The 21,306-nt window shown below is 52.5% G+C and carries 20 protein-coding genes and 5 tRNA genes; 16 read left to right on the forward strand and 9 right to left on the reverse strand.

Going from position 1 to position 21,306, the window contains the following annotated elements; all coding sequences use genetic code 11:
- Positions 1 to 57: 57 nt before the first annotated feature.
- Positions 58 to 1,572: a nitric oxide reductase transcriptional regulator NorR gene (gene norR / locus ACJHXA_RS16030; protein ID WP_000010772.1), complete on the forward strand. Its 1,515-nt coding sequence runs from the start codon at positions 58 to 60 to the stop codon at positions 1,570 to 1,572.
- Here the strand turns inward: norR and gutQ are convergent.
- From gutQ to srlA, 7 genes are all read right to left on the reverse strand, one after another.
- On the reverse strand, positions 1,569 to 2,534 hold the full coding sequence (gene gutQ / locus ACJHXA_RS16035) for an arabinose-5-phosphate isomerase GutQ (protein WP_001287415.1): 966 nt from the start codon (positions 2,532 to 2,534) through the stop codon (positions 1,569 to 1,571). The two genes, norR and gutQ, sit on opposite strands and share 4 nt — an antisense overlap.
- On the reverse strand, positions 2,527 to 3,300 hold the full coding sequence (srlR, locus tag ACJHXA_RS16040; RefSeq protein ID WP_000804546.1) for a glucitol operon DNA-binding transcriptional repressor SrlR: 774 nt from the start codon (positions 3,298 to 3,300) through the stop codon (positions 2,527 to 2,529). The genes gutQ and srlR overlap by 8 nt, the downstream gene beginning before the upstream one ends.
- Before the next feature lie 66 nt (positions 3,301 to 3,366).
- The gene (gene gutM / locus ACJHXA_RS16045; RefSeq protein ID WP_000252908.1) at positions 3,367 to 3,726 is read right to left on the reverse strand and encodes a transcriptional regulator GutM; all 360 of its coding nucleotides are present in this window, start codon (positions 3,724 to 3,726) and stop codon (positions 3,367 to 3,369) included.
- A gap of 104 nt (positions 3,727 to 3,830) precedes the next feature.
- A complete protein-coding gene (gene srlD, locus ACJHXA_RS16050; RefSeq protein ID WP_001077358.1) occupies positions 3,831 to 4,610 on the reverse strand; it encodes a sorbitol-6-phosphate dehydrogenase in 780 nt (259 codons plus the stop codon).
- 3 nt (positions 4,611 to 4,613) lie between these two features.
- Complete coding sequence (srlB, locus tag ACJHXA_RS16055; RefSeq protein ID WP_000216201.1) at positions 4,614 to 4,985, reverse strand: PTS glucitol/sorbitol transporter subunit IIA; 372 nt, start codon at positions 4,983 to 4,985, stop codon at positions 4,614 to 4,616.
- Positions 4,986 to 4,995: 10 nt separating this feature from the next.
- On the reverse strand, positions 4,996 to 5,955 hold the full coding sequence (srlE, locus tag ACJHXA_RS16060; protein WP_000148875.1) for a PTS glucitol/sorbitol transporter subunit IIB: 960 nt from the start codon (positions 5,953 to 5,955) through the stop codon (positions 4,996 to 4,998).
- Positions 5,952 to 6,515 carry a PTS glucitol/sorbitol transporter subunit IIC gene (srlA, locus tag ACJHXA_RS16065; RefSeq protein WP_000573321.1) on the reverse strand — a complete coding sequence of 188 codons (564 nt, stop codon included), beginning with the start codon at positions 6,513 to 6,515 and terminating at the stop codon, positions 5,952 to 5,954. Before srlA ends, srlE begins: the two co-directional genes overlap by 4 nt.
- Positions 6,516 to 6,770: 255 nt before the next feature.
- Here srlA and mltB point away from each other — a divergent pair, with 255 nt between their 5' ends.
- The 15 genes from mltB (at position 6,771) to luxS (ending at position 18,438) form a co-directional block, all read left to right on the forward strand.
- A complete protein-coding gene (mltB, locus tag ACJHXA_RS16070; RefSeq protein ID WP_001299653.1) occupies positions 6,771 to 7,856 on the forward strand; it encodes a lytic murein transglycosylase B in 1,086 nt (361 codons plus the stop codon).
- Positions 7,857 to 8,000: 144 nt separating this feature from the next.
- Complete coding sequence (gene pncC, locus ACJHXA_RS16075; protein WP_000132231.1) at positions 8,001 to 8,498, forward strand: nicotinamide-nucleotide amidase; 498 nt, start codon at positions 8,001 to 8,003, stop codon at positions 8,496 to 8,498.
- A gap of 79 nt (positions 8,499 to 8,577) precedes the next feature.
- Positions 8,578 to 9,639, forward strand: coding sequence for a recombinase RecA (gene recA / locus ACJHXA_RS16080; RefSeq protein WP_000963143.1), 1,062 nt, complete (start codon positions 8,578 to 8,580; stop codon positions 9,637 to 9,639).
- A 242-nt stretch (positions 9,640 to 9,881) separates the two neighbouring features.
- Entirely contained in the window at positions 9,882 to 10,382 is a 501-nt protein-coding gene (gene recX / locus ACJHXA_RS16085) for a recombination regulator RecX (protein ID WP_000140506.1), read from the forward strand.
- Positions 10,383 to 10,509: 127 nt separating this feature from the next.
- Positions 10,510 to 13,140, forward strand: coding sequence for an alanine--tRNA ligase (gene alaS, locus ACJHXA_RS16090; RefSeq protein ID WP_283512325.1), 2,631 nt, complete (start codon positions 10,510 to 10,512; stop codon positions 13,138 to 13,140).
- 234 nt (positions 13,141 to 13,374) lie between these two features.
- Positions 13,375 to 13,560, forward strand: coding sequence for a carbon storage regulator CsrA (gene csrA, locus ACJHXA_RS16095; RefSeq protein WP_000906486.1), 186 nt, complete (start codon positions 13,375 to 13,377; stop codon positions 13,558 to 13,560).
- A 315-nt stretch (positions 13,561 to 13,875) separates the two neighbouring features.
- Positions 13,876 to 13,968: transfer RNA gene (locus ACJHXA_RS16100), tRNA-Ser, on the forward strand.
- 3 nt (positions 13,969 to 13,971) lie between these two features.
- A tRNA-Arg gene (locus ACJHXA_RS16105) sits at positions 13,972 to 14,048 on the forward strand.
- A 197-nt stretch (positions 14,049 to 14,245) separates the two neighbouring features.
- Positions 14,246 to 14,322: transfer RNA gene (locus ACJHXA_RS16110), tRNA-Arg, on the forward strand.
- Between the two features lie 198 nt (positions 14,323 to 14,520).
- Positions 14,521 to 14,597: transfer RNA gene (locus ACJHXA_RS16115), tRNA-Arg, on the forward strand.
- Between the two features lie 198 nt (positions 14,598 to 14,795).
- Positions 14,796 to 14,872 (forward strand) — tRNA-Arg (locus tag ACJHXA_RS16120).
- Positions 14,873 to 15,152: 280 nt separating this feature from the next.
- Positions 15,153 to 15,719 (forward strand): fructose-1-phosphate/6-phosphogluconate phosphatase, encoded by a 567-nt coding sequence (gene yqaB / locus ACJHXA_RS16125; protein ID WP_000273309.1) that lies wholly within the window; start codon positions 15,153 to 15,155, stop codon positions 15,717 to 15,719.
- Complete coding sequence (locus tag ACJHXA_RS16130; RefSeq protein WP_001287457.1) at positions 15,716 to 16,144, forward strand: YqaA family protein; 429 nt, start codon at positions 15,716 to 15,718, stop codon at positions 16,142 to 16,144. Before yqaB ends, ACJHXA_RS16130 begins: the two co-directional genes overlap by 4 nt.
- Before the next feature lie 72 nt (positions 16,145 to 16,216).
- Entirely contained in the window at positions 16,217 to 17,773 is a 1,557-nt protein-coding gene (gene gshA, locus ACJHXA_RS16135) for a glutamate--cysteine ligase (RefSeq protein ID WP_000611802.1), read from the forward strand.
- 149 nt (positions 17,774 to 17,922) lie between these two features.
- Positions 17,923 to 18,438 carry an S-ribosylhomocysteine lyase gene (gene luxS / locus ACJHXA_RS16140; protein WP_001130211.1) on the forward strand — a complete coding sequence of 172 codons (516 nt, stop codon included), beginning with the start codon at positions 17,923 to 17,925 and terminating at the stop codon, positions 18,436 to 18,438.
- A gap of 63 nt (positions 18,439 to 18,501) precedes the next feature.
- Here luxS and emrB read toward each other — a convergent pair whose 3' ends face one another.
- Together emrB and emrA are read right to left on the reverse strand one after the other, a co-directional pair.
- Complete coding sequence (gene emrB, locus ACJHXA_RS16145; protein ID WP_001295176.1) at positions 18,502 to 20,040, reverse strand: multidrug efflux MFS transporter permease subunit EmrB; 1,539 nt, start codon at positions 20,038 to 20,040, stop codon at positions 18,502 to 18,504.
- A 16-nt stretch (positions 20,041 to 20,056) separates the two neighbouring features.
- The gene (emrA, locus tag ACJHXA_RS16150; RefSeq protein ID WP_001295175.1) at positions 20,057 to 21,229 is read right to left on the reverse strand and encodes a multidrug efflux MFS transporter periplasmic adaptor subunit EmrA; all 1,173 of its coding nucleotides are present in this window, start codon (positions 21,227 to 21,229) and stop codon (positions 20,057 to 20,059) included.
- Between the last annotated feature and the right edge of the window lie 77 nt (positions 21,230 to 21,306).

Genomic DNA, 21,306 nt, shown 5'->3' on the forward strand with positions numbered 1-21,306 from the left:
TATCAATCAAATGGTCGATATGACAATATCTATAGTCAAATTGACAGTGAGGCAAAGATGAGTTTTTCCGTTGATGTGCTGGCGAATATCGCCATCGAATTGCAGCGTGGGATTGGTCATCAGGATCGTTTTCAGCGCCTGATCACCACGCTACGTCAGGTGCTGGAGTGCGATGCGTCTGCGTTGCTACGTTACGATTCGCGGCAGTTTATTCCGCTTGCCATCGACGGTCTGGCAAAGGATGTACTCGGTAGACGCTTTGCGCTGGAAGGGCATCCACGGCTTGAAGCGATTGCCCGCGCCGGGGACGTGGTGCGCTTTCCTGCAGACAGCGAATTGCCCGATCCCTATGACGGTTTGATTCCTGGGCAGGAGAGTCTGAAGGTTCACGCCTGCGTTGGTCTGCCATTGTTTGCCGGGCAAAACCTGATCGGCGCACTGACGCTCGACGGGATGCAGCCCGATCAGTTCGATGTTTTCAGCGACGAAGAGCTACGGCTGATTGCTGCGCTGGCGGCGGGAGCGTTAAGCAATGCGTTGCTGATTGAACAACTGGAAAGCCAGAATATGATGCCAGGCGATGCCACGCCGTTTGAAGCGGTGAAACAGACGCAGATGATTGGCTTGTCCCCTGGCATGACGCAACTGAAAAAAGAGATTGAGATTGTGGCGGCGTCCGATCTCAACGTCCTGATCAGCGGTGAGACGGGAACCGGTAAGGAGCTGGTGGCGAAAGCGATTCATGAAGCCTCGCCACGGGCGGTGAATCCGCTGGTCTATCTCAACTGTGCCGCACTGCCGGAAAGTGTGGCGGAAAGTGAGTTGTTCGGGCATGTGAAAGGAGCGTTTACTGGCGCTATCAGTAACCGCAGCGGGAAGTTTGAAATGGCGGATAACGGCACTCTGTTTCTCGATGAGATCGGCGAGTTGTCGTTGGCATTGCAGGCCAAGCTGCTGAGGGTGTTGCAGTATGGCGATATTCAGCGCGTTGGCGATGACCGTAGTTTGCGGGTCGATGTGCGCGTGCTGGCGGCGACTAACCGCGACTTACGCGAAGAGGTGCTGGCAGGGCGATTCCGCGCCGATTTGTTTCATCGCCTGAGCGTGTTTCCACTTTCGGTGCCGCCGCTGCGTGAGCGGGGCGATGATGTCATTCTGCTGGCGGGGTATTTCTGCGAGCAGTGTCGTTTGCGGCTGGGGCTCTCCCGCGTGGTATTAAGTGCCGGAGCGCGAAATTTACTGCAACACTATCGTTTTCCGGGGAACGTGCGCGAACTGGAACATGCTATTCATCGGGCGGTAGTGCTGGCGAGAGCCACTCGCAGCGGCGATGAAGTGATTCTTGAGGCACAACATTTTGCTTTTCCTGAGGTGACGTTGCCGCCGCCAGAAGCGGCGGCGGTGCCCGTTGTTAAGCAAAACCTGCGTGAAGCGACAGAAGCGTTCCAGCGTGAAACCATTCGCCAGGCACTGGCACAAAATCATCACAACTGGGCTGCCTGCGCGCGGATGCTGGAAACCGACGTCGCCAACCTGCATCGGCTGGCGAAACGTCTGGGATTGAAGGATTAAATAATCCCGGCCTGATAGAAATCCTGCAGGTTAATTGCGCCGGTGAGTTTGCCGTTTTCATCCACCACCGGTGCGGCAGTGATTTTGCGCTTCATCAGGATCTCTTTGGCGTCGATGGCGCGACTTTGTGCCTGTAATGTGGTGCCGCCTGTCGTCATCGCTTCATTAACTGGCGTGGTGAGTGCGCCGCCGCCAACCAGCCAGCGACGTAAATCGCCGTCGGTAAAGACGCCTTGTACCTGTTGTTGAGCGTCACATACCGCCACCAGCCCCAGACCGGTGCGGCTGAGTTCCAGCATCGCATCCATCACGCTGGCGGTTAACGCCACCTGTGGGATGGCATCGTCACGGCGCATCAGATGATGCACTTTATTCAGCAAGCGAGCGCCCAGTGCCCCGGCTGGGTGGGAGCGGGCAAAATCTTCTTCATTAAATCCGCGCGCCTGCATGACCGCCATCGCCAGCGCGTCACCCATCATCAGGGTATTGACGGTGCTGGAGGTCGGCGCAAGGTGCATCGGGCAGGCTTCGCGTTCTACGGAGATATCCAGCACCGCTTTTGCCGCCAGGCCCAGCGGTGACGTCGGTTTGCCGGTCATCGCCAGCAGCGCGATAGATTTATCTTCCAGACGCGGAATAATCAGATCCAGTTCCTTCGCGCCACCGGAGTAAGAGATAAACAGCATCACATCGCGGCTTTCAATCATCCCCAGATCGCCGTGCAGTGCTTCTGCCGGATGGACAAAAAAAGCCGGTGTGCCGGTACTGGCAAGTGTTGCGGCGATTTTCTTACCAATGTGGCCCGATTTGCCAATTCCCGAAACCACCACTTTGCCTTCGCAGTGCAGGATGATATTGGCGGCGCGAACAAAATCATCGCCCAGACGTTCCGGTAAACGGCTTGCTTCCTGCAACTCCAGCATTAACGTCTGACGTCCCGCGTTCAGTAGTGCTTCACTCATTGCTCTCTCCGGTTATGATCACATCGATCCCTTTCTCTTCCAGCGCCTGACGAAACGCCGGATCGATACCTGCGTCGGTAATCAGCTTATCGACGCTTTCAAGACTGCAAACTACGTTGGGGCTTTTACGGCCAAACTTTGATGAGTCCGCCATCAAAATCACTTCGCGCGCGGCATTGCACATTGCCTTACTGACGGTATAAACCTCGTTGAAGGTGGTTACGCCCGCATTGAGATCGATGCCGTCGGTGCCCATAAACAATTTATCGAAACTGAAATGTTCGAAGGCATTCTCTGCCAGCTGTCCGTGAAATGAGGCCGATTTTTTACGAAACGTTCCGCCTGGCATCAGGATAGTTTGTTCGTTATCCAGTTCGGATAGCGCATTGACGATATGCAGGCTGTTGGTCATCACCGTGATGTTATTAAAGCGCGAGAGCAGGGGAACCATCTGCAAAACGGTACTGCCAGCATCAAGAATGATCGAATCGCCATCATGGATAAAACTAACGGCAGCTTCTGCAATCAGCTCTTTCTTGTGGGTGTTGATGAGTGTTTTATGATCGATAGGCGGATCGGATTCCTCTTTATTCAACACCACTCCGCCATAAGTACGAATGACGGTTCCGGCATGTTCCAGAATGACCAGATCTTTGCGAATGGTTGTGCCTGTGGTGTCAAAGTATTGCGCCAATTCTTCAACCGAGCATTTACCCTGCTTTTGCAGATACTCCAGAATGGCGGCCTGACGCTGACGAGGTTTCATGGGCGTGATTACCTGATTTAGGTTTCAAAATGATAACTTCGCAAGCAAGTAACATTCACAACGAAATTATCCACGTTTCAGTTTAAGCGCCAATGATAGAGCATTCTGTGATAGTGGATCATGGGGAAAGATCACATCGGGCTGTAAATCACCCGCATGCATACCGGTAATTGCGGGAATTTTTTGCGGTCGGGCGAAGACGGTCAGTCCTTTCATAAACAAGGTGTCGACGATGCGCTGCTGATCGTCCAGCGCGATGGCGACCACGACCCGCGGTTTAAAGCGCCCGCTGGAACGGCCCACGCCAACCCGCCCTTGCTGGCATAGTGTGTCGAAGGCACGGTTAAAACGAGAAATTTGCCAGCCGCCTAAGGCCAGTTGCGCACACCAGGCGATAACGGCGACGGTGATGAGTGCGGATACCATAACTTTTCCTTAATGTAGTGGCGGAAGTCCTGTATGCCTGATGAGCGTAGCGCATCAGGCATTCTATAGTCTCACGGAGATCCTTAATGGATCTCCGCTGTTGATCAGAACATCACCTGACCGCCGGTGACATTGATCGACTGTCCGGTGCAGTACGACGCCTTAGGACTGGCGTAGAACAGCAGCATATTCAGCACATCTTGATAATCGCAGCCGCGTTTGAGCGGTACTTTGTCGATGTAATACTGCTCGACTTGATCCGGTTTGATACCCAGCTTGGTCGCGTATTGTGGCAACAGTGACTGGAACATCGGCGATTTCAGCAGGTTACCGAGCATCAGTGAATGCACCGTAATGCCGTACTCCGCCAGATCCAGCGCCAGTGATTGAGTCAGCCCGACGCCACCAAATTTCGCTGCGCTGTAGCCAGAGTTGTGTTTGCTGCCCACTTTGCCGGATTTCGAGTTGATCTGAATAATGCGCCCCTGAATCCCGTCGCGGATCATCAAACGCGAAAATTCACGCGCACACAGGAAATAACCCACCAGATTCACCTGTAGCGAACGGTCAAAATCGCCGAGCTGGAAGTCGCTGATAAAGGCTGCTTTTGCTATTCCGGCGCTGTAGACCAGCAAATCCACGCGACCAAAGATTTCATCTACCCCACGAGAGAGCGCCAGAACGCTTTGCTCGCTAGTGGCGTCAGCACCAAAACCGTACGCCATACTTTCACCATATTCGGCGTTAATTTCTTGTGCCACATTTGCGGCTTTGTCGCTCTGAATATCGACAACCGCGACGCGATACCCCTCGGCAGCCAGACCGTGGCACAGGAACGCGCCTAAGGTTTGCCCACCACCGATGACAACGGCAACCTGATTCATTTTTTACTCCTTAACAGATTCAAACTTCAAAACCGATCCCGGCGCGATATCGTCGGGGACAGGGCCTGCCACATGGACAGTGCCCGGAAATTCCGCTTCGTTTAAACCATCGAAGCGCAGGGTGACATGACCCAGTTCGCGAAGGTTGTCTTCCGCCACGCTGCCAACAGCGGTCACCGGATAGCGATGCTGCCCGAGTGAAAATTGCAAACCGGGATGGAGTGCACCTTTCAACTCGCCGTGGCAATGAATGAAGCAATACTCTTCGAGGTCCGCTGGCGCGCCTTCACGAAAGGTGATGAGCATCTGGTCGCTGAGGGCGTCAGTGGCACTCGCGCCGATACGGGTGATGGTGGTCTGATAAATAACGGTCATGTTTCAGCCTCTATTGATAGATAAAACCGGAGACAAACCAGGCGATCAGTACAGTCGGCGCGCCGGTTAAAAAGCGGCTCACCAGTACAGAAGGGACACCGACGCGAACCGTGTCCTGACGGGCTTCCGCCAGCGACAAACCGACCGGGATGAAGTCGCAGGCCGCCTGCGCGTTGATGGCAAACAGTGCCGGTAAAGCCAGATGCGGCGGAATATTGCCGAGACCAATCTGCACGCCAATCAATACGCCGATAACCTGTGCGATAACTGCGCCTGGGCCGAGGAAAGGTGAAAGCAGTGGGAAGGAGCAGATGAGCGCCAGCATGACCAGACCCAGTGGATGGCTCGCCAGCGGAGCAAGACCGTGGGCAATCCAGTCACCAAGGCCAGAAGCCATAATGATGCCAATGAGCGCCGAGACGAATGCCATAAACGGCAGAATGGTTTTTAATACAGTGTCGATGGTGTCACGACCAGATTGAAACAGCACCGCAACGGCGGACCCCATGCCCATTCCCACCTTCGCCAGTAAACCATCGCTTTGTTCGGTGATTTTCTTACTGGTGTCATAGTCACGGCCCACGGAAGAGGGTTGTGGTGTCGCATCACCCACTACAGTGATGTTTTCTTCTTTTACGCCAGAGACATAAATATCTTCCACAATGTACTGCGCCAGCGGACCGGACTTGCCCGTCGAGTGGATATTAATGGTGGGAATACGTCGTTTCGGATAGATGCCGCAGCGTAATGTGCCGCCACAGTCGATTACCGCGACACCAATTTCCGCCTCCGCGGGTTCACCTTCTTTAAATCCGTCAATAGCCTGCCAGCCAGTAAGCTGTGCCAGTTTGTCAACAATCGCAGGCCGGGTACCGGCGGTGATATAGACGATTTTTTTTCCCGGCGTGGCTTTCAGCTCAAGCGGGCCGCCCCAGCCACCCGTTCCTTTTTCGATCCGAATATGCGTCATGATGTTGCTCCTGCCAGGTGAACTTTTTGTTCAAGTTGAATGCCCATCTTTTTCTCAAAAATGGCGGTGGTCAGATCGGTCACCCAGCCGCGGAAGAAATTGGTGACCAGACCAACCAGCAGATAACTCACCGCCAGTGGGCCAAGTGGCAGGTTCAGCGTTGTCAGACCGCTGGCAATGCCAAGATAAACAAACAGTTCGCCAGGGTTGATATGGGGGAAGAGGCCATTCATTGAGTGGCAGCTATAAGAGGCCGCCGCGTAGTAGCTGGGTTTGTACTTTTCCGGCATAAAGCGACCCAGGCTTAAGGTCATCGGATTGCAAAAGACAAACGTGCCAATGCACGGTAACAGTAGGTAACGGGAAACAGGGTTACCGGCGCAACGTTGAGCAAAACGTTCAATACGATGCTGACCGATAAAATTAATCAGTGCGTTCATGATAACCAGCAGGCTAATCAACAGCGGAAGAATGCCGGTCACCATCCCGGTAAACACCTCTCCGCCCTTTTGGAACAGCCCGATAAACCACTCTGCACCATGAGTAATGGTTTCTATCATTGTTCTCTCCTTCAGGATTTATTGTTTTATTACCAAACGGCAACCTAATCTAATCAGATTGAAAGATTTAAAAGTGTTATTTTGATCTCAAAATGAAAGATAAATATTTTAATTTGAAAGTTTGAGTAAAAGGATAGCGAGGGGAATGAGTTGAGTTATGTAAAGTCCGTATCGGGCAGTGACTACCGCTTCCTTGTGTGGGGCGTGATGCTTTACCATACTTGCCCCTGGTTGAATCTGTTAAATGGACCCCTCATGTTCAAGCGTCGTTATGTAACATTGCTTCCCCTTTTTGTGTTGCTTGCCGCCTGTAGCAGCAAGCCAAAACCTACTGAGACTGAAACGACCACCGGAACGCCGTCTGGCGGCTTCCTGCTTGAGCCGCAGCACAATGTGATGCAGATGGGCGGCGATTTCGCTAATAACCCGAATGCCCAGCAGTTCATCGACAAAATGGTGAACAAACACGGTTTCGATCGTCAGCAGTTGCAGGAAATTCTCTCCCAGGCGAAGCGTCTGGATTCGGTACTGCGGCTGATGGATAACCAGGCACCAACCACATCGGTGAAACCGCCATCAGGTCCGAACGGCGCATGGCTCCGTTATCGCAAAAAATTTATTACGCCGGACAACGTGCAGAACGGTGTGGTTTTCTGGAATCAGTATGAAGATGCGTTGAATCGCGCGTGGCAGGTGTATGGCGTACCGCCGGAAATTATCGTCGGGATTATCGGCGTTGAAACCCGCTGGGGGCGCGTGATGGGGAAAACTCGCATCCTCGATGCGCTGGCAACGCTGTCATTTAACTACCCACGCCGCGCGGAGTATTTCTCTGGCGAGCTGGAAACCTTCCTGTTGATGGCGCGCGACGAGCAGGACGATCCGCTCAATCTGAAAGGTTCCTTTGCCGGGGCGATGGGCTACGGACAGTTTATGCCGTCGTCTTACAAACAATATGCGGTAGATTTCAGCGGCGACGGGCATATCAACCTGTGGGATCCGGTTGATGCGATCGGTAGCGTGGCGAACTATTTCAAAGCGCACGGCTGGGTGAAAGGCGATCAGGTCGCGGTAATGGCAAACGGTCAGGCTCCAGGCTTGCCAAATGGCTTCAAAACCAGGTACAGCATTTCGCAGCTTGCCACGGCAGGTTTAACGCCACAGCAGCCGCTGGGCAACCATCAACAAGCCAGCCTGCTGCGTCTGGATGTCGGTACCGGTTACCAGTACTGGTACGGTCTGCCGAACTTCTACACCATTACCCGTTATAACCACAGCACCCATTACGCAATGGCGGTCTGGCAGTTAGGACAAGCCGTGGCGCTGGCGCGCGTGCAGTAACTATTTGCAAGAGGGGGGCGTGAGCTTCCCTCTGGCTAATCAGCTTTTTTCTGAATCCTCCTCGTAAAATTGCAACGCCAACACCATCTTCCTGACGAAAGTGCTATCTTGTCCGGCATAAATTTTTGACTGACAGAGGTTGTGATGACTGACAGTGAACTGATGCAGTTAAGTGAACAGGTTGGGCAGGCGCTGAAAGCCCGTGGCGCAACCGTAACAACTGCCGAGTCTTGTACCGGTGGTTGGGTAGCGAAAGTGATTACCGATATTGCCGGTAGCTCCGCCTGGTTTGAACGCGGATTTGTCACCTACAGTAACGAAGCCAAAGCGCAGATGATCGGCGTACGCGAAGAGACGCTGGCGCAGCATGGCGCGGTGAGTGAACCCGTCGTGGTGGAAATGGCGATAGGTGCACTGAAAGCGGCTCGTGCTGATTATGCCGTGTCTATTAGTGGTATCGCCGGGCCGGATGGCGGCAGTGAAGAGAAGCCTGTCGGCACCGTCTGGTTTGCTTTTGCCACTGCCCGCGGTGAAGGCATTACCCGGCGGGAATGCTTCAGCGGTGACCGTGATGCGGTGCGTCGTCAGGCTACTGCGTATGCATTGCAGACCTTGTGGCAACAATTTCTACAAAACACTTGATACTGTATGAGTATACAGTATAATTGCTTCAACAGAACATATTGACTATCCGGTATTACCCGGCATGACAGGAGTAAAAATGGCTATCGACGAAAACAAACAGAAAGCGTTGGCGGCAGCACTGGGCCAGATTGAGAAACAATTTGGTAAAGGCTCCATCATGCGCCTGGGTGAAGACCGTTCCATGGATGTGGAAACCATCTCTACCGGTTCGCTTTCACTGGATATCGCGCTTGGGGCAGGTGGTCTGCCGATGGGCCGTATCGTCGAAATCTACGGACCGGAATCTTCCGGTAAAACCACGCTGACGCTGCAGGTGATCGCCGCAGCGCAGCGTGAAGGTAAAACCTGTGCGTTTATCGATGCTGAACACGCGCTGGACCCAATCTACGCACGTAAACTGGGCGTCGATATTGATAACCTGCTGTGCTCCCAGCCGGACACCGGCGAGCAGGCACTGGAAATCTGTGACGCCCTGGCGCGTTCTGGCGCAGTAGACGTTATCGTCGTTGACTCCGTGGCGGCACTGACGCCGAAAGCGGAAATCGAAGGCGAAATCGGCGACTCTCACATGGGCCTTGCGGCACGTATGATGAGCCAGGCGATGCGTAAGCTGGCGGGTAACCTGAAGCAGTCCAACACGCTGCTGATCTTCATCAACCAGATCCGTATGAAAATTGGTGTGATGTTCGGTAACCCGGAAACCACTACCGGTGGTAACGCGCTGAAATTCTACGCCTCTGTTCGTCTCGACATCCGTCGTATCGGCGCGGTGAAAGAGGGCGAAAACGTGGTGGGTAGCGAAACCCGCGTGAAAGTGGTGAAGAACAAAATCGCTGCACCGTTTAAACAGGCTGAATTTCAGATCCTCTACGGCGAAGGTATCAACTTCTACGGCGAACTGGTTGACCTGGGCGTAAAAGAGAAGCTGATCGAGAAAGCAGGCGCGTGGTACAGCTACAAAGGTGAGAAGATCGGTCAGGGTAAAGCGAATGCAACTGCCTGGCTGAAAGATAACCCGGAAACCGCGAAAGAGATCGAGAAGAAAGTACGTGAGTTGCTGCTGAGCAACCCGAACTCAACGCCGGATTTCTCTGTAGATGACAGCGAAGGCGTAGCAGAAACTAACGAAGATTTTTAATCGTTCGTTATTGATGATAATAGATAATGTGTGCACGGACGGTCCCCTCGCTCCTTTGGGGAGAGGGTTAGGGTGAGGGGAACAGGCCAGCACTGGCGTGAAAAATTACTCTCACCTCGATCCTCTAACGAATTGGGCCTGCGGGAACATTCTGCACACTCATTGACTATTAAATCTGTTTATCAGCAAAACCTGGGTCGCATCTGCGGCCCTTTTGCTTTTTTAAGTTGTAAGGATATGCCATGACAGAATCAACGTCCCGTCGCCCGGCATATGCTCGCCTGTTGGATCGTGCGGTACGCATTCTGGCGGTGCGCGATCACAGTGAGCAAGAACTGCGACGTAAACTCGCGGCACCGATTATGGGCAAAAATGGCCCAGAAGAGATTGATGCTACGGCAGAAGATTACGAGCGCGTTATTGCCTGGTGCCATGAACATGGCTATCTCGATGACAGCCGATTTGTTGCGCGCTTTATCGCCAGCCGTAGCCGCAAAGGTTATGGACCTGCGCGTATTCGCCAGGAACTGAATCAGAAAGGTATTTCCCGCGAAGCGACAGAAAAAGCGATGCGTGAATGTGACATCGACTGGTGCGCACTGGCGCGCGATCAGGCGACGCGAAAATATGGTGAACCTTTGCCAACTGTCTTTTCAGAAAAAGTTAAGATCCAGCGTTTTTTGCTCTATCGTGGCTATCTGATGGAAGATATCCAGGATATTTGGCGAAATTTTGCCGACTGAACGCATACGGTATTTTACTTCCCAGTCAAGAAAACTTATCTTATTCCCACTTTTCAGTTACCAGCCCGGCGGTTAAGACACGCTGGAGCTGGTGGCGATATTTCGTTAGCTTGATTTCAGGATAATTATGAGCAAGAGCACCGCTGAGATCCGTCAGGCGTTTCTCGACTTTTTCCATAGTAAGGGACATCAGGTAGTTGCCAGCAGCTCCCTGGTACCCCATAACGACCCAACTTTGTTGTTTACCAACGCCGGGATGAACCAGTTCAAGGATGTGTTCCTTGGGCTCGACAAGCGTAATTATTCCCGCGCTACCACTTCCCAACGCTGCGTGCGTGCGGGTGGTAAACACAACGACCTGGAAAACGTCGGTTACACCGCGCGTCACCATACCTTCTTCGAAATGCTGGGCAACTTCAGCTTCGGCGACTATTTCAAACACGATGCCATTCAGTTTGCATGGGAACTGCTGACCAGCGAAAAATGGTTTGCCCTGCCGAAAGAGCGTCTGTGGGTTACCGTCTATGAAAGCGACGACGAAGCCTACGAAATCTGGGAAAAAGAAGTAGGGATCCCGCGCGAACGTATTATTCGCATCGGCGATAACAAAGGTGCGCCATACGCATCTGACAACTTCTGGCAGATGGGTGACACTGGTCCGTGCGGCCCGTGCACCGAAATCTTCTACGATCACGGCGACCACATTTGGGGTGGCCCTCCGGGAAGTCCGGAAGAAGACGGCGACCGCTACATTGAGATCTGGAACATCGTCTTCATGCAGTTCAACCGCCAGGCAGATGGCACGATGGAACCGCTGCCGAAGCCGTCTGTAGATACCGGTATGGGTCTGGAGCGTATTGCTGCGGTGCTGCAACACGTTAACTCTAACTATGACATCGACCTGTTCCGCACGTTGATCCAGGCGGTAGCGAAAGTCACTGGCGCGACCGATCTGAGCAATAAATCGCTGCGCGTAATCGCTGACCACATTCGTTCTTGTGCGTTCCTGATCGCGGATGGCGTAATGCCGTCCAATGAAAACCGTGGTTATGTACTGCGTCGTATCATTCGTCGCGCAGTGCGTCACGGCAATATGCTCGGCGCGAAAGAAACCTTCTTCTACAAACTGGTTGGTCCGCTGATCGACGTTATGGGCTCTGCGGGTGAAGACCTGAAACGCCAGCAGGCGCAGGTTGAGCAGGTGCTGAAGACTGAAGAAGAGCAGTTTGCCCGTACTCTGGAGCGCGGTCTGGCGTTGCTGGATGAAGAGCTGGCAAAACTTTCTGGTGATACGCTGGATGGTGAAACGGCTTTCCGTCTGTACGACACCTATGGCTTCCCGGTTGACCTGACGGCTGATGTTTGTCGTGAGCGCAACATCAAAGTTGACGAAGCTGGTTTTGAAGCAGCAATGGAAGAGCAGCGTCGTCGCGCGCGCGAAGCCAGCGGCTTTGGTGCCGATTACAACGCAATGATCCGTGTTGATAGTGCATCTGAATTTAAAGGCTATGACCATCTGGAACTGAACGGCAAAGTGACCGCGCTGTTTGTTGATGGTAAAGCGGTTGATGCCATCAATGCAGGCCAGGAAGCTGTGGTCGTGCTGGATCAAACACCATTCTATGCGGAATCCGGCGGTCAGGTTGGTGATAAAGGCGAACTGAAAGGCGCTAACTTCTCCTTCGCGGTGGAAGATACGCAGAAATACGGCCAGGCGATTGGTCACATCGGTAAACTTGCTGCGGGTTCTCTGAAAGTGGGCGACGCTGTGCAGGCTGATGTTGATGAGGCTCGTCGCGCCCGTATTCGTCTGAATCACTCCGCAACGCACCTGATGCACGCTGCGCTGCGCCAGGTTCTGGGGACTCATGTATCGCAGAAAGGTTCACTGGTTAACGACAAGGTGCTGCGCTTCGACTTCTCACACAACGAAGCGATGAAACCGGAAGAGATTCGTGCGGTCGAAGACCTGGTGAACGCACAGATTCGTCGCAATTTGCCGATCGAAACCAACATCATGGATCTCGAAGCGGCGAAAGCGAAAGGTGCGATGGCGCTGTTCGGCGAGAAGTATGATGAGCGTGTACGCGTGCTGAGCATGGGCGATTTCTCCACCGAGCTGTGTGGCGGTACTCACGCCAGCCGCACTGGTGATATTGGTCTGTTCCGCATCATCTCTGAATCGGGTACTGCTGCAGGCGTTCGTCGTATCGAAGCGGTAACCGGAGAAGGCGCTATCACCACCGTTCATGCAGACAGCGATCGCTTAAGCGAAGTCGCGCATCTGCTGAAAGGCGATAGCAATAATCTGGCGGATAAAGTGCGCTCAGTACTGGAACGTACGCGTCAGTTAGAAAAAGAACTACAACAGCTTAAAGAACAAGCTGCCGCACTGGAGAGCGCAAATCTTTCCAGTAAGGCAATTGATGTTAATGGTGTTAAGCTGTTGGTTAGCGAGCTTAGCGGTGTTGAGCCGAAAATGTTGCGTACCATGGTTGACGATTTAAAAAATCAGCTGGGGTCGACAATTATCGTGCTGGCAACGGTAGCCGAAGGTAAGGTTTCTCTGATTGCAGGCGTATCTAAGGACGTCACAGATCGTGTGAAAGCAGGGGAACTGATTGGTATGGTCGCTCAGCAGGTGGGCGGCAAGGGTGGTGGACGTCCTGACATGGCGCAAGCCGGTGGTACGGATGCTGCGGCCTTACCTGCAGCGTTAGCCAGTGTGAAAGGCTGGGTCAGCGCGAAATTGCAATAATATAAGCGTCAGGCAATGCCGTGGACTCGCTTCACGGCATTCGCATTAACGCTATCGACAACGATAAAGTCAGGTTGAAGTTGTGTATATCGGCTAAACTTAGGTTTAACAGAATGTAATGCCATGACTGCTTACATGTAATGTGTTTGTCATTGCTTACTTTTTGGCGTTATATGATGGATAATGCCGGGATACAGAGAGACCCGACTCTTTTAATCTTTCAAGGAGCAAAGAATGCTGATTCTGACTCGTCGAGTTGGTGAGACCCTCATGATTGGGGATGAGGTCACCGTGACAGTTTTAGGGGTAAAGGGCAACCAGGTACGTATTGGCGTAAATGCCCCGAAGGAAGTTTCTGTTCACCGTGAAGAGATCTACCAGCGTATCCAGGCTGAAAAATCCCAGCAGTCCAGTTACTAATCTTTCCGCGTCTCATCTTTATCGGTGAGACGCACCCTCAAAATTTCTCCTTCACTCTATAGTCTTTTCGCTTTACTCCCGTTCATTCAACTTAAGTCTCCATTTTTTTGCATTACTACTATCTGTCAGACCTCCATTTTTCTGTTGATAAAACACTCTTTTTGACGTTTTTACAGACTAATTGAACGTGAAGTGTGCAAACGATAAAAGTGTAGGAAAAATTGTTTGACTTATAAGTCTCAGAAAGTAATATGTGCGCCACGCAGCGACGATGAGCGATAAACAAGTTCTTCGAAGCACTCGTAAGAGGCGTGTGGTGAGGTGGCCGAGAGGCTGAAGGCGCTCCCCTGCTAAGGGAGTATGCGGTCAAAAGCTGCATCCGGGGTTCGAATCCCCGCCTCACCGCCATTTGCATCCGTAGCTCAGCTGGATAGAGTACTCGGCTACGAACCGAGCGGTCGGAGGTTCGAATCCTCCCGGATGCACCATATTCTACGTACTTTCAGCGATGAAGGTATGGAAGAGGTGGCGGTATAACCGCAGGCACCAGGGAGGATAACGTTGCTTTAGCAACGGCCCGAAGGGCGAGCCGCAAGGCGAGTAATCCTCCCGGATGCACCATCTCTTACTTGATACGGCTTTAGTAGCGGTATCAAAAAATCTGCAGTAAAGTAAGTTTCCCGATGCATCCGTAGCTCAGCTGGATAGAGTACTCGGCTACGAACCGAGCGGTCGGAGGTTCGAATCCTCCCGGATGCACCATATTCTCCGTAATCTTCAGCGATGAAGGTATCGAAGAGGTGGCGGTACTAACCGCAAGCACCAGGGAGGATAACGTTGCTTTAGCAACGGCCCGAAGGGCGAGCCGCAAGGCGAGTAATCCTCCCGGATGCACCATCTCTTACTTGATATGGCTTTAGTAGCGGTATCAATATCAGCAGTAAAATAAATTTTCCCGATGCATCCGTAGCTCAGCTGGATAGAGTACTCGGCTACGAACCGAGCGGTCGGAGGTTCGAATCCTCCCGGATGCACCATATTCTCCGAAATCTTCAGCAATGAAGGTATCGAAGAGGTAGCGGAATTAACCGCAGGCACCAGGGATGATAACGTTGCTTTAGCAACGGCCCGAAGGGCGAGCCGCAAGGCGAGTAATCCTCCCGGATGCACCATCTCTTACTTGATATGGCTTTAGTAGCGATATCAATATCAGCAGTAAAATAAATTTTCCCGATGCATCCGTAGCTCAGCTGGATAGAGTACTCGGCTACGAACCGAGCGGTCGGAGGTTCGAATCCTCCCGGATGCACCATATTCTCCGTAACCTTCAGCAATGAAGGTATCGAAGAGATAGCGGTATTAACCGCAGGCACCAGGGAGGATAACGTTGCGTCAGCAACGGCCCGAAGGGCGAACGCCAGTGAGTAATCCTCCCGGATGCACCATCTTCTCCCAAAAATTTCCTTCAAAAATATCTCATTTCTAAATAACTACTTTATCCATTTCCTGAATTTTCTTCTCCTTCGCCATCAGCGACAAAATCAAGCAATTACGCTAAAGTAGCGTCATATTTTTCGACTTGCGAGAAGACCATGTACGAGCGTTATGCAGGTTTAATTTTTGATATGGATGGCACAATCCTGGATACGGAGCCTACGCACCGTAAAGCGTGGCGCGAAGTATTAGGGCACTACGGTCTTCAGTACGATGTTCAGGCAATGATTGCGCTTAATGGATCGCCCACCTGGCGTATTGCTCAGGCAATTATTGAGCTGAATCAGGCCGATCTCGACCCGCATGCGTTAGCGCGTGAAAAAACAGAAGCAGTAAGAAGTATGCTGCTGGATAGTGTCGAGCCGCTTCCTCTTGTTGAAGTGGTGAAAAGTTGGCATGGTCGTCGCCCAATGGCTGTAGGAACGGGGAGTGAAAGCGCCATCGCTGAGGCATTGCTGGCGCACCTGGGATTACGCCGTTATTTTGACGCCGTCGTCGCTGCTGATCACGTCAAACACCATAAACCCGCGCCAGACACATTTTTGTTGTGCGCGCAGCGTATGGGCGTGCAACCGACGCAGTGTGTGGTCTTTGAAGATGCCGATTTCGGTATTCAGGCGGCCCGTGCAGCAGGCATGGACGCCGTGGATGTTCGCTTGCTGTGAGTGAAGCGTTATCGCTTTTCTCGTTGTTTGCCAGTAGTTTTCTCAGCGCTACACTATTACCCGGCAACTCCGAAGTCGTGCTGGTGGCAATGTTGCTTTCCGGGATCAGTTATCCCTGGGTTTTAGTTTTAACAGCAACAATGGGTAATAGCCTTGGAGGGTTAACTAACGTTATCCTTGGGCGTTTCTTTCCATTGCGTAAAACATCGCGCTGGCAAGAGAAAGCTACCGGCTGGCTGAAACGCTATGGTGCAGTCACGCTATTATTAAGCTGGATGCCCGTGGTTGGCGATTTACTGTGTCTGTTAGCGGGATGGATGCGCATCTCCTGGGGACCGGTAATCTTTTTTTTGTGCCTTGGTAAAGCGTTACGCTATGTTGCAGTTGCAGCAGCGACCGTTCAGGGCATGATGTGGTGGCACTAATTGTAGGCCTGCACATATGGTCACCATTACAGTTATGCTAATTAAAACGATTTTGACAGGCGGGAGGTCAATTTGATCCCGGACGTATCACAGGCGCTGGCCTGGCTGGAAAAACATCCTCAGGCGTTAAAGGGGATACAGCGTGGGCTGGAGCGCGAAACTTTGCGTGTTAATGCTGATGGCACACTGGCAACAACAGGTCATCCTGAAGCATTAGGTTCCGCACTGACGCACAAATGGATTACTACCGATTTTGCGGAAGCATTGCTGGAATTCATTACACCAGTGGATGGTGATATTGAACATATGCTGACCTTTATGCGCGATCTGCATCGTTATACGGCGCGCAATATGGGTGATGAGCGGATGTGGCCGTTAAGTATGCCATGCTACATCGCAGAAGGTCAGGACATCGAACTGGCACAGTACGGCACTTCTAACACCGGACGCTTTAAAACGCTGTATCGTGAAGGGCTGAAAAATCGCTACGGCGCGCTGATGCAAACCATTTCCGGCGTGCACTACAATTTCTCTTTGCCAATGGCATTCTGGCAAGCGAAGTGCGGTGATATCTCGGGCGCTGATGCCAAAGAGAAAATTTCTGCGGGCTATTTCCGCGTTATCCGCAATTACTATCGTTTCGGTTGGGTCATTCCTTATCTGTTTGGTGCATCTCCGGCGATTTGTTCTTCTTTCCTGCAAGGAAAACCAACGTCGCTGCCGTTTGAGAAAACCGAGTGCGGTATGTATTACCTGCCGTATGCGACCTCTCTTCGTTTGAGCGATCTCGGCTATACCAATAAATCGCAAAGCAATCTTGGTATTACCTTCAACGATCTTTACGAGTACGTAGCGGGCCTTAAACAGGCAATCAAAACGCCATCGGAAGAGTACGCGAAGATTGGTATTGAGAAAGACGGTAAGAGGCTGCAAATCAATAGCAACGTGCTGCAGATTGAAAACGAACTGTATGCGCCGATTCGTCCAAAACGCGTTACCCGCAGCGGCGAGTCACCTTCTGATGCGCTGTTACGTGGCGGCATTGAATATATTGAAGTGCGTTCGCTGGACATCAACCCGTTCTCGCCGATTGGTGTAGATGAACAGCAGGTGCGATTCCTCGACCTGTTTATGGTCTGGTGTGCGCTGGCTGATGCACCGGAAATGAGCAGTAGCGAACTTGCCTGTACGCGCGTTAACTGGAACCGGGTGATCCTTGAAGGTCGCAAACCGGGCCTGACGCTGGGTATCGGCTGCGAAACCGCGCAGTTCCCGTTACTGCAGGTGGGTAAAGATCTGTTCCGCGATCTGAAACGCGTCGCGCAAACGCTGGATAGCATTAACGGCGGCGAAGCGTATCAGAAAGTGTGTGATGAACTGGTTGCCTGCTTCGATAATCCCGATCTGACTTTCTCTGCCCGTATCTTAAGGTCTATGATTGATACTGGTATTGGCGGAACAGGCAAAGCGTTTGCAGAAGCCTACCGTAATCTGCTGCGTGAAGAGCCGCTGGAAATTCTGCGCGAAGAGGATTTTGTAGCCGAGCGCGAGGCATCTGAACGCCGTCAGCAGGAAATGGAAACCGCTGATACCGAACCGTTTGCGGTGTGGCTGGAAAAACACGCCTGACAGAAAAGAAAAAGGCCACTCGTGAGTGGCCAAAATTTCATCTCTGAATTCAGGGATGATGATAACAAATGCGCGTCTTTCATATACTCAGACTCGCCTGGGAAGAAAGAGTTCAGAAAATTTTAAAAAAAATTACCGGAGGTGGCTAAATGCCGTTGTTAGATAGCTTCACAGTCGATCATACCCGGATGGAAGCGCCTGCAGTTCGGGTGGCGAAAACAATGAACACCCCGCATGGCGACGCAATCACCGTGTTCGATCTGCGCTTCTGCGTGCCGAACAAAGAAGTGATGCCAGAAAGAGGGATCCATACCCTGGAGCACCTGTTTGCTGGTTTTATGCGTAACCATCTTAACGGTAATGGTGTAGAGATTATCGATATCTCGCCAATGGGCTGCCGCACCGGTTTTTATATGAGTCTGATTGGTACGCCAGATGAGCAGCGTGTTGCTGATGCCTGGAAAGCGGCAATGGAAGACGTGCTGAAAGTGCAGGATCAGAATCAGATCCCGGAACTGAACGTCTACCAGTGTGGCACTTACCAGATGCACTCGTTGCAGGAAGCGCAGGATATTGCGCGTAGCATTCTGGAACGTGACGTACGCATCAACAGCAACGAAGAACTGGCACTGCCGAAAGAGAAGTTGCAGGAACTGCACATCTAGTCAGTAAACTATCTTCACAATTAATTGAAAAAAGCCAGTTCAAATGAACTGGCTTAGTTGTACTTAGTGCGCACCGCCTCCGCCGCCACCTGCGCCAAATGGCGGTTTAGCAAACCACACCAGCCCCAGCAGTACGAGGAATATCCCGGCTGACATCCAGAAGATCTCATTGGCGGAAATAATCAGCCCCTGATTGGTGATCTGCTGGGCAATCCAGCCTGATGCCTGCTGTTGCGTCATCCCAAGCCCTTCCAGTTGACTGTACATCGCCTGGGCATTCGGGTTGAACGGGTTTACCGACTCAGTCAACTGCGCATGGTGCATCGACTCGCGGTTGGTCCACATGGTCGTGGTTATCGACGTGCCGATAGACCCCGCCAGCGTTCGCGTAAAGTTAGAGAGGCTCGATGCCGCCGCCAGTCGTTCCGGTGGCAAACCAGACAGCGTAATGGTGGTCAGCGGCATAAAGAAGCAGGCCACCGCAAACCCCTGGATAAACTGCGGCCAGGCCGACGCGCCAAAATCCATACCTGGTTCAAAGGTATAGGCACGCCAGTAGAAGCAGACGGCATACATAATAAAGCTGAAGGTTACCAGCCGCCGCATATCCAGTTTATGCGCGAAGCGGCCGATAATCGGCGACAGGATCACCGGAATAATCCCTACCGGCGCAGAGGCCAAACCTGCCCAGGTCGCCGTGTAACCGTAGACCTCCTGCAACAACTGCGGCAGCAGAACAATAGCGCCGAAGTAGAGCATATACGCGAGGCTGATACACAAGCAGCCGATGGTGAAGTTGCGCGACTTAAACAACGACAGATCGACTATCGGGTTATCGTCGGTCAGCTCCCAGACAATCAGGAAGCAGATAGCCACCACCGCCACCACGGTAAGAATGATAATTTCCTGTGATGAAAACCAGTCCAGCTCTTTACCGCGGTCGAGCATAATCTGCAGGCTGCCGATACCAATAACCAGCAGTGCCAGCCCCACGGCATCAATCCGCCGCCGTTCGGTGCGGGTTTCACGTCCGCGCAGAGTTTGCAGTGTCATCAACACCACCGCCACGCCAATCGGCACGTTGATGAAGAATATCCAGCCCCAGTGGTAATTATCGCTGATATAACCGCCGAGGATCGGGCCGCAAATTGGCGCGACAATCACCGTCATCGACCACAACGCCAGCGCGATCGAGCGTTTGGCTGGCGGGTAGTTATTCAGCAATAGACTTTGCGAAAGCGGGATCAACGGCCCGGCGACAATCCCCTGAATCACGCGGAAGAAGATCAGCATATTCAGGCTGCTGGAGACACCACACGCCCACGACGCAATAGCAAAGGCGATGGTGGACCAAAGGAACAGTTTCACTTCCCCGACGCGCTTTGCCAGCCAGCCGGTAAGCGGGATCGAGATGGCATTCGCCACCCCGAAAGAAGTGATTACCCACGTTCCCTGGCTGAGCGATGAGCCCAGATTCCCGGCGATAGTGGGGATCGCCACGTTAGCAATGGTGGAGTCCAGCACCTGCATGAATGTCGCCAGTGACAGCGCAATCGTCATAATGACCAGTTGCGCGCCTTCCAGCGGTTTTTGCTGTTGCATCACACGCACCTCTGGATTAGCCAGCGTTAGCTTTTACGATATCGTCGATCAGTTTATTGACAGGTGCCAGGCTGATTTCACGCGCGGTACTTACCGCGACCGGTGTTGAACGTACTTTATTTGCCAGTACCTGACCGTCACGGTTAGTGGTATTGACGCTCACCAGCGTGGACAAACCAATGCGCAGCGGGTATTGCTCCAGCTGTTTCTGGTCCAGTTCGATACGCACAGGTAGACGCTGAACGACTTTGATCCAGTTACCGGTCGCATTTTGCGCCGGAAGCAGTGAGAATGCGCTACCTGTGCCCATATCCAGACCAACCACTTTACCGGTGTATTTCACATCATCGCCGTAAATATCCGTGGTGATAGTGACCGGCTGACCGATACGCATATTGGCAATCTGCGTCTCTTTAAAGTTGGCATCCACCCACATATTGGTGGCTGGAACGACCGCCATCAGCGGCGTCGTTGGGCTAATTTGCGCCCCAGGCTGTACCGCGCGGCGGGAGACATAACCGGTCATCGGACTGACAATACGGGTACGCTCCAGCGCCAGCCAGGCGTTACGTACTTCGGTGGCAGCCTGTTGCACGGCAGGCTGATCTTCCAGTTTAGTCCCCAGAATCATCGCCTGATTGGCATTGTATTGTTGAATAGCGACGTCCAGTTGCGCCTGGGCACTGGTGACGGCGTCGCGGGCGTGTTGCAGCTCTTCGCGACCAATCAGGTTGGCATTGCCCAGCGGCACACGGCGGTTGTAGTCGCTTTGTGCTTTCGCGAGGGCGATTTTTTGCACCTCAATATTCGCCTGCAACTGTTTGCTGTTAATCATCAGCTGGTGGGTTTGGCGAACGCTGGAAGCCAGTGCAGTTTTGGCTTTTTCAAACGCCTGGCGAGCATCTGTCGGGTCGAGAGTGACCAGAACATCGCCTTCTTTTACAAAATCGGTGTTATCGGCCCAGACTTTCGTCACGCTGCCAGACACCTGAGACATAATTTGAATCTGATTCCCTGCCACGTATGCGTCATCGGTTTCTTCGAAATGACGCAGTACCAAAAACCAATAAATCCCTATCGCTACGGCAATAATTATAAAGAGCAAGGTGAGAAGGAGGAGCAGACGCTTACGTTTGCCGCTCTTCTTTACCGGTTGCTGCGGGGTTTGAGTCTCCGCATTTGCGCTCATATTGTTCTCCACGATCTTCTTAACTCATCGGCTGAGCCGACCTGCTTGCCAAAAAGGCCAGCATGTTGCGATGCTGG

The sequence above is a fragment of the Escherichia sp. WS33 genome (assembly GCF_046486385.1).
In the GTDB taxonomy this organism is placed as follows: Bacteria; Pseudomonadota; Gammaproteobacteria; order Enterobacterales; family Enterobacteriaceae; genus ECMA0423.

Excerpts from the sequence above, each read along its gene's own strand:
- norR (WP_000010772.1), top strand. The coding sequence starts at position 58 with ATGAGTTTTTCCGTTGATGTGCTGGCGAATATCGCCATCGAATTGCAG.
- gutQ (WP_001287415.1), bottom strand. The coding sequence starts at position 2,534 with ATGAGTGAAGCACTACTGAACGCGGGACGTCAGACGTTAATGCTGGAG.
- srlR (WP_000804546.1), bottom strand. The coding sequence starts at position 3,300 with ATGAAACCTCGTCAGCGTCAGGCCGCCATTCTGGAGTATCTGCAAAAG.
- gutM (WP_000252908.1), bottom strand. The coding sequence starts at position 3,726 with ATGGTATCCGCACTCATCACCGTCGCCGTTATCGCCTGGTGTGCGCAA.
- srlD (WP_001077358.1), bottom strand. The coding sequence starts at position 4,610 with ATGAATCAGGTTGCCGTTGTCATCGGTGGTGGGCAAACCTTAGGCGCG.
- srlB (WP_000216201.1), bottom strand. The coding sequence starts at position 4,985 with ATGACCGTTATTTATCAGACCACCATCACCCGTATCGGCGCGAGTGCC.
- srlE (WP_000148875.1), bottom strand. The coding sequence starts at position 5,955 with ATGACGCATATTCGGATCGAAAAAGGAACGGGTGGCTGGGGCGGCCCG.
- srlA (WP_000573321.1), bottom strand. The coding sequence starts at position 6,515 with ATGATAGAAACCATTACTCATGGTGCAGAGTGGTTTATCGGGCTGTTC.
- mltB (WP_001299653.1), top strand. The coding sequence starts at position 6,771 with ATGTTCAAGCGTCGTTATGTAACATTGCTTCCCCTTTTTGTGTTGCTT.
- pncC (WP_000132231.1), top strand. The coding sequence starts at position 8,001 with ATGACTGACAGTGAACTGATGCAGTTAAGTGAACAGGTTGGGCAGGCG.
- recA (WP_000963143.1), top strand. The coding sequence starts at position 8,578 with ATGGCTATCGACGAAAACAAACAGAAAGCGTTGGCGGCAGCACTGGGC.
- recX (WP_000140506.1), top strand. The coding sequence starts at position 9,882 with ATGACAGAATCAACGTCCCGTCGCCCGGCATATGCTCGCCTGTTGGAT.
- alaS (WP_283512325.1), top strand. The coding sequence starts at position 10,510 with ATGAGCAAGAGCACCGCTGAGATCCGTCAGGCGTTTCTCGACTTTTTC.
- csrA (WP_000906486.1), top strand. The coding sequence starts at position 13,375 with ATGCTGATTCTGACTCGTCGAGTTGGTGAGACCCTCATGATTGGGGAT.
- yqaB (WP_000273309.1), top strand. The coding sequence starts at position 15,153 with ATGTACGAGCGTTATGCAGGTTTAATTTTTGATATGGATGGCACAATC.
- luxS (WP_001130211.1), top strand. The coding sequence starts at position 17,923 with ATGCCGTTGTTAGATAGCTTCACAGTCGATCATACCCGGATGGAAGCG.
- emrB (WP_001295176.1), bottom strand. The coding sequence starts at position 20,040 with ATGCAACAGCAAAAACCGCTGGAAGGCGCGCAACTGGTCATTATGACG.
- emrA (WP_001295175.1), bottom strand. The coding sequence starts at position 21,229 with ATGAGCGCAAATGCGGAGACTCAAACCCCGCAGCAACCGGTAAAGAAG.